The following is a 5,749-nucleotide window of genomic DNA, read 5'->3' as shown; positions in this document are numbered from 1 at the left end:
TCTCAGCAAACCTTTGAATAGTAATTCTCCGGTGATTTTATTATTATATCTATTGACATCGTAAAGTTTTCCTAGTCTCTCTAACCATATATCAATACATCATTATAAAATTAAAACTTTATAATCCTGATATCTATCTCAACCACTTTCAACACTTATGGGGCGAAATCTTGCAAACCAATGGCAATGCCGAGAATTATTTTGTATCTATGGAAAAGGTTTTATCTTTTTCCTGAAAGAGGCGGGTGCTTGGAATGATTTTATTAAAATCTGCCCAATGATCTGCGCAATAAAATAAAATTTTTAATCGTTCAAAAAGTTGTTTGAAAGTTTGACTCAAGCGATCACCAAATTCCCAATCGATAAGCCGTTTGCCAGCACGATCACAGACACTTTAAAAATCCAAATTTTTTTGCTTCTTTTTTTTAAATAATGCCAAAATGCCAAAAGTTATCGACTTCCGTAACGAGAACTTTGTCTTCTGGAGATGGCTCAATTTTGGCGCATAGCCTTGATTATAAGGTGCCCGCCCTCTTCAAAACAGCGCTCGCGCTGACACCAAAAGCTGAGCAATTCGGTTCATTGAAAGACCGCTTGCGTATAAAACGAAGACTGAGCTTGTCTTTTTCATGCACACCTCGTGAAATTTTTTCCATATTTTTTACATTTGTACCGCTGCCCCCCTCGAACGAAACTGCTTTTAAAGCACTCCGAACATTCACAAAATTTACATACAATCTTTTTTAGAGACTTTTAAAAAAGACTTCTTCTATCAATTCTAACAAAAAAAATATTTAGTTAAAAGCTTCATTATTAGATGGATATACAGGTTACATTACAAATTGACCGCGCCGCAACATCAGAAGCGCCTACATGAATTGGCACAACTCACTCTCAAGATTGTCTATAGTCGTTTAGCCTGAAGATGGGATTTGGAAGAATACAGAAATAGCCTCATAAAATTTATCAAATGCATTAATTTGGCATATACACTCATGCTGAATGAAATTGTTTACAAGTTTAATTATTTTTCTTACGCAAAGATTTCTGAAAGAAGAAAAACGTGTTGCGTTAAGAACGCAGCAGATAGGATTAGGGTAGTTTTGTTATCAGGGTGGAGCTCGTCAAATTGCTAAGGCTCTTCTGAGTGACGATCGTAGAGAAGTATAAGGAAGATCAAAAGTTAATGGTATCAAGCAGGGACTCTGTGAGCAAGCTAAATACTTCACAAACAGAAGAACTTATCGCGCATTTGGAAAGCCACCACGTATATGAAAGTGAGAGATACCTGCGCTTATGTTCTTGAGGTGTTGCGTAGACGATTCAAGGCAAGACGTTCCACGCCCATAATTTTTCATTTAAAAAGCCGAAAAGCACGGCCCGCAAAGGCAGCCAAGCAGGAAGCCCCTTTATTCAACGGTGATGACCACACCGCCAGAGGATGCCCTCTTCTTGTTTGGTGATGACATTCCCCCCACACCATGGCAACGAAAATCACTTGTAAGGCACCCCCATTGCCACGACGGCCTACACGCACGAACCTGATGGGAGCCCTTGGATTTGACGGGGGGGGGCTTAGAAACCTTGAAGATGTTTTTTGATTGGATGAAAAAACGCCTAACGTTCACCGGATCAAGGACCTTAGACTACAAGCAAAGACACCCAAAAAGCAGCAAAAGAAAGAGGGATTGAGGTGCATTATTTCCAGCCCCAACCTGCCCCCATCGAAGAATGAACATGTGCGCAATAATTGATTTTTCGTCTCTGCCAAAGAGTTTTGCAAGAGTATGCTGCAATTTTTCGACCAAACCTGAGACAACATCGCCATAGATCTTGTCGACCGAGCCAATGACAACTTTCAACGCATTAGTCCAACACTTTCACTTTGATTTGGTACACTTCAAAACTTTGAAAAAAAATGAGTGTAAGAGTTTTCAGCCCTCTTTAATGATACAACTTAGGCTATTGACAGCAGATCGAAAAATTGAAATAATAGAGAAAGTATGGGGGATGTAGCTCAGTTGGTTAGAGCGCCGGCCTGTCACGTCGGAGGTCGCGGGTTCGAGTCCCGTCGTTCCCGCATATTAGTTTTATGATCTATTTTGTTTTTCCTTTAGTCAATTCTACTCAGAATTTGGCTTTCTCTTATTATGAAAGTTTCGGAGTCCCTGAGACTTTTGTTGTCTTTCGGGCTTTGGCTCAGACAAAAGGGTATGGAAGACGTGGCACTCCCTGGAAATCTGCAAAAGGTAATCTTTTATTTTCTGTTTTATTTTCTATTCCTGCGGATTGGTCGTATTCTTCTATGTTGGTAAAAATTGGTGCAAACTCTGTGGTCAAAGTTTTGAAAGACTGTGGCGTTTCTGCTTATCTGAAATATCCTAACGATGTTTTTGTACAGAATAAAAAAATTTCTGGAATTTTAGGGAACATTTTTCATACAAACGATTCTTTATGGGGAGGAATTTTAGGCATAGGGGTTAATATCAATGCTACACCAGAAATTCAAGATGCGACTTACAAAACTACCAGTTTAAAGGAATTATCCGGGAACACCTGGGATATAGAAAAAATTATGAAAAACATTCTTCAAACTTTAAGGCAGCAGCTCGTTTTGGATAAAGGAGAACAAAAATAATTTAAGCATACTCCCATCCCGAATATCAGAAATGATCGCAAACAAAAATATCAGGCCAGAAAATCAGATGTCACAAATATCTTTTTTATGATTCTAAATTAGGGATTGAGTTTTTAAAATTCAAACAATTTTTTTGTACATCATAGTAAAATATCCGTAAATTTTTTAGGTTTTATCTCCCTTGAAGATTTTGATTTTTATCACCCTCTCTTCATCAATAACTTATTTTTCTTAAATGCCTTTTCTTTCGTACATGAAATATGTCTAACAAATAATACTATTTATCTTGTATACTGTTTTTTACAGTATTTTAAGCTAAAATGAAAAAGCAATATAGCATGAGCTTGATTTTATAAGTTAACTTTGGATTTTAAAAATGCACGATAGAAAAAAACTTTCAAAACAGTGGAAAAGAGGCTCAGGGTTTCAGTCTTTAGAGAAGGTGTGTACGTATGCTCTAGGTCATATTTTTCAAACGAAAAATTTTTTGTACAGTAAAATGGCCAACGATTGGTGTGGAATTGTTGGGACAGAAATAGCCTCAGTCACGCGTCCCTGTCGAATTCAAGTTTTTAAAAATGAAGGAACCTTATTGGTGGAAGTAGATAGCTCTGGAAGCTTGTGGATTCCTGCTCACGGAGCAACCCTTATAGAGCGCGTCAATCAGTACTTGGGATATAAAGGGGTTGCTCGTATCGTTTTTCGTAAAGCGAATTTCCAGAATCGTGAAACTGAAAAATTAGCTGCTGAGCAAGAGCTTATTTCTTTTAACGCTGAAAATAGCTCTTTAGAAAAAGCAGGTCAACAGCTGGCTAAAACCATTCCCAACATTGAACTGCTTACCTCTAAACCTTTAAAAACTGCTCTTATCGAGCTTGCGTGTTCAATGAAAATCGTTTTATAGCCAAAGCTATATAAAATGATTATGTGGATATCGTGGAAGAGACTTTCTGTGTTTCATCCAAGGGGAGTGTGCCTAAGTGCCTTTTTCTGTGCCCATTTATGTTTGATGAGATTTAGTCCGGTGAATAAGGCGAAAAGATAGAGGGATGTGTCCTGAAGTCTTCAAGGCCTTTAGCATGCCTTGGCTTTTGTGAAAAGGTGCATTGTCCATGGATCCCCCAATGCTTTTCAGGAAGTTTGGGGATCAAATTTTGCAGCATCCACGCGTGGAACCCAAAGATATTTGCAGTTGTTTGAAACAGACTCCCAGTCAAAAGAACGCCGCCCAGAAGTGCACCACTGACATTCGTGCGTCCCTTTTCATGACTACCACAAAGCACCGATACCCTTTCAAGCCAGGGGGGTGCAAGGTACGTCATGAGCACATCCGCCCTTATCAATGAAAACGATGGGGCGCCCTTCATTTTGATGCTTCTTGAATCTTTTGGTAAAAGATGTTTTGCTTTTCGACCTCCACCTTGGGATGACGCAGGCTTTTTTTATATAGTAATTTAGGTTGAATTAGGTGTAATTTTTTTTGTTAAAATAAAAGGAAAATGACAAAGACGATTTAGGACAAAGGGCAATAGAATATTTAGATTGGGGCGGATATATTAAAGCATCGCAACCATTTAAAATAAGTGTATCAGCGATAGGAAGGTAGCATAGAAAATTGGCATAGAAAATACAGACAAGAAGGCAGGTATTTTCCTAAGAGGCGTGGTGGCTCAGAAAAAAAGATTGACTTAGAAAAGCTTGAAAAGTAAGTCAAAGAAACCCAAGATATGACCTTGAAAAAAGCTGCTCAAGAATTAGGGGGGTATTTGATTAGGCTATAGCTTAAAAAAGACTTTTCGCACTTGGAAGAAATAAAAGCGAAGTCAGTATCAAGAATAGATCAAATATATAGCGTATCCAAGTCTTGTATATATTGATGAAAGCGGCATTGATATGGCTGTGCAAGGACAGAAGGCTGGAGCAGAAACAGTAAAAATGCAGTATAATTTTTCTACCCTCCTTACTCTTCTGATTTGAATTCAATAGAGAAATTCTGGGCTAATAAAGAGGGGGATTGAATGTAATATACTAAATTTTCATACTCCCCCTCACTTTTTTGAAGGGGCTTTAAAAGATCCGAAAGAGAGGCTGTTTTATTAAAAATAAACAACAATGTTTAATGCAAATGAACCTCTCATCCCGCGCAGAGACTTTTAAAACCTTCGTACTTATCGATCAGCGAAAGGTTCAGCATCCTGCGCTGATCCACAAGATGAACTCTCCACCTTCAATAAAATCCAAGCTTGAACGCGTCAGGCGTTTTTTTAAAAGGACAAGTAATTGATTCTGAACTCTTCTCAAAAGCCTTAATATCAAGCATTTGGGAGCCAGTTCCTAAAATGCATTTAATGCTCGATGGCGCTAATTGGAAGTTTGGAACGCAGAATATCAATTGCCTCGTACTAGCTGTTAGAGTTGGAAAGATTTCATTTTCTTTGTTTTGGAGCATGCTTGATCACCAGGAAAATTCGCACACCCAAGCACGCATCAGCTTATTAAATCAACTTTAGGAAATCTTTGGGGTCGATAAAATTCTCTCCTTTTCAGCTGATCGCGAATTTGTGGGCAAAGATTGGATCACTTATTTGTTTGACTTATTTGTGTGACTTATTTGTTTGACCACAAGATCCTTTTTTTATCCGTATAAAAGATAATCAATTGGCCAATTTCGGCACCTCTAAAAAGCCGTTGAAGGATTCTTTTTACTCACCTAAATACGGACGAAAGCCGCCATCTGTATAACATGCTGGATGATCCTAGGGGGGGCCGTAGGTAAAAAGATTAAAGATGAGCACCTTGTCATTTGCTTAAGATAAAGACCGGGTACTAAACAAACAAAGATGGGATATTGAACGGCTGTTCAGAACTATGAAAACGCAAGGGGTTAACCTTGAAAATACCCCTATGAAAGATTTGGGAAGACTTTCCAAACTTATGACGATTTTATACGCTTCTATAACGGGCCTTACACAAGAATGTGCTTACAAAAAAACAGTCAGAGCACTTTTCTATTCATACTTCACAAGGGGACTCAGGTGGATCAAAGATAAACTCTTATTCTTTGATTTCAGCGATCTTTTAAACTACCTGAAAAAAAGTGAGGGGGAGTAT

General features: G+C 38.3%; 9 protein-coding genes and 1 tRNA gene. 7 read left to right on the top strand and 3 right to left on the bottom strand.

Translation table 11 applies throughout. The features are described 5' to 3' along the window. Nucleotides 1-515: 515 nt before the first annotated feature. Nucleotides 516-722 (bottom strand): hypothetical protein, encoded by a 207-nt coding sequence (locus HE1_RS00985; protein ID WP_035543628.1) that lies wholly within the window; start codon nt 720-722, stop codon nt 516-518. Between the two features lie 549 nt (nt 723-1,271). On the opposite strand from HE1_RS00985, the gene HE1_RS07925 reads away from it, so the two are divergent. Beyond that, entirely contained in the window at nt 1,272-1,463 is a 192-nt protein-coding gene (locus tag HE1_RS07925) for a hypothetical protein (protein ID WP_152530993.1), read from the top strand. Between the two features lie 183 nt (nt 1,464-1,646). Here HE1_RS07925 and HE1_RS08575 read toward each other — a convergent pair whose 3' ends face one another. Continuing rightward, nucleotides 1,647-1,862: a hypothetical protein gene (locus HE1_RS08575; protein ID WP_035543624.1), complete on the bottom strand. Its 216-nt coding sequence runs from the start codon at nt 1,860-1,862 to the stop codon at nt 1,647-1,649. 144 nt (nt 1,863-2,006) lie between these two features. On the opposite strand from HE1_RS08575, the gene HE1_RS00970 reads away from it, so the two are divergent. The 3 genes from HE1_RS00970 to HE1_RS00960 all read left to right on the top strand — a co-directional run bounded on the left by HE1_RS00970 (nt 2,007) and on the right by HE1_RS00960 (nt 3,542). Then, nucleotides 2,007-2,080 (top strand) — tRNA-Asp (locus tag HE1_RS00970). A gap of 12 nt (nt 2,081-2,092) precedes the next feature. Then, nucleotides 2,093-2,638, top strand: coding sequence for a biotin--[acetyl-CoA-carboxylase] ligase (locus tag HE1_RS06875; protein WP_084490832.1), 546 nt, complete (start codon nt 2,093-2,095; stop codon nt 2,636-2,638). A gap of 376 nt (nt 2,639-3,014) precedes the next feature. After that, nucleotides 3,015-3,542, top strand: coding sequence for a DciA family protein (locus HE1_RS00960; RefSeq protein WP_035543620.1), 528 nt, complete (start codon nt 3,015-3,017; stop codon nt 3,540-3,542). Nucleotides 3,543-3,654: 112 nt separating this feature from the next. Here the strand turns inward: HE1_RS00960 and HE1_RS00955 are convergent, their stop codons facing one another. Beyond that, nucleotides 3,655-4,005 (bottom strand): hypothetical protein, encoded by a 351-nt coding sequence (locus HE1_RS00955; protein ID WP_052567162.1) that lies wholly within the window; start codon nt 4,003-4,005, stop codon nt 3,655-3,657. A 752-nt stretch (nt 4,006-4,757) separates the two neighbouring features. On the opposite strand from HE1_RS00955, the gene HE1_RS08570 reads away from it, so the two are divergent. From HE1_RS08570 to HE1_RS00945, 3 genes are all read left to right on the top strand, one after another. Further along, nucleotides 4,758-4,922 (top strand): hypothetical protein, encoded by a 165-nt coding sequence (locus HE1_RS08570; protein WP_162531141.1) that lies wholly within the window; start codon nt 4,758-4,760, stop codon nt 4,920-4,922. Beyond that, on the top strand, nt 4,882-5,148 hold the full coding sequence (locus tag HE1_RS00950; RefSeq protein WP_035543617.1) for a hypothetical protein: 267 nt from the start codon (nt 4,882-4,884) through the stop codon (nt 5,146-5,148). Before HE1_RS08570 ends, HE1_RS00950 begins: the two co-directional genes overlap by 41 nt. Before the next feature lie 358 nt (nt 5,149-5,506). Beyond that, nucleotides 5,507-5,749: hypothetical protein (locus HE1_RS00945; RefSeq protein ID WP_035543612.1), on the top strand; the 243-nt coding region annotated here is incomplete at its 3' end.

Origin of the sequence: Holospora elegans E1, from assembly GCF_000648275.1 — a bacterium.
Taxonomy (GTDB): domain Bacteria; phylum Pseudomonadota; class Alphaproteobacteria; order Holosporales; family Holosporaceae; genus Holospora; species Holospora undulata_A.
This window is presented reverse-complemented; position numbering and strand designations above follow the sequence as displayed.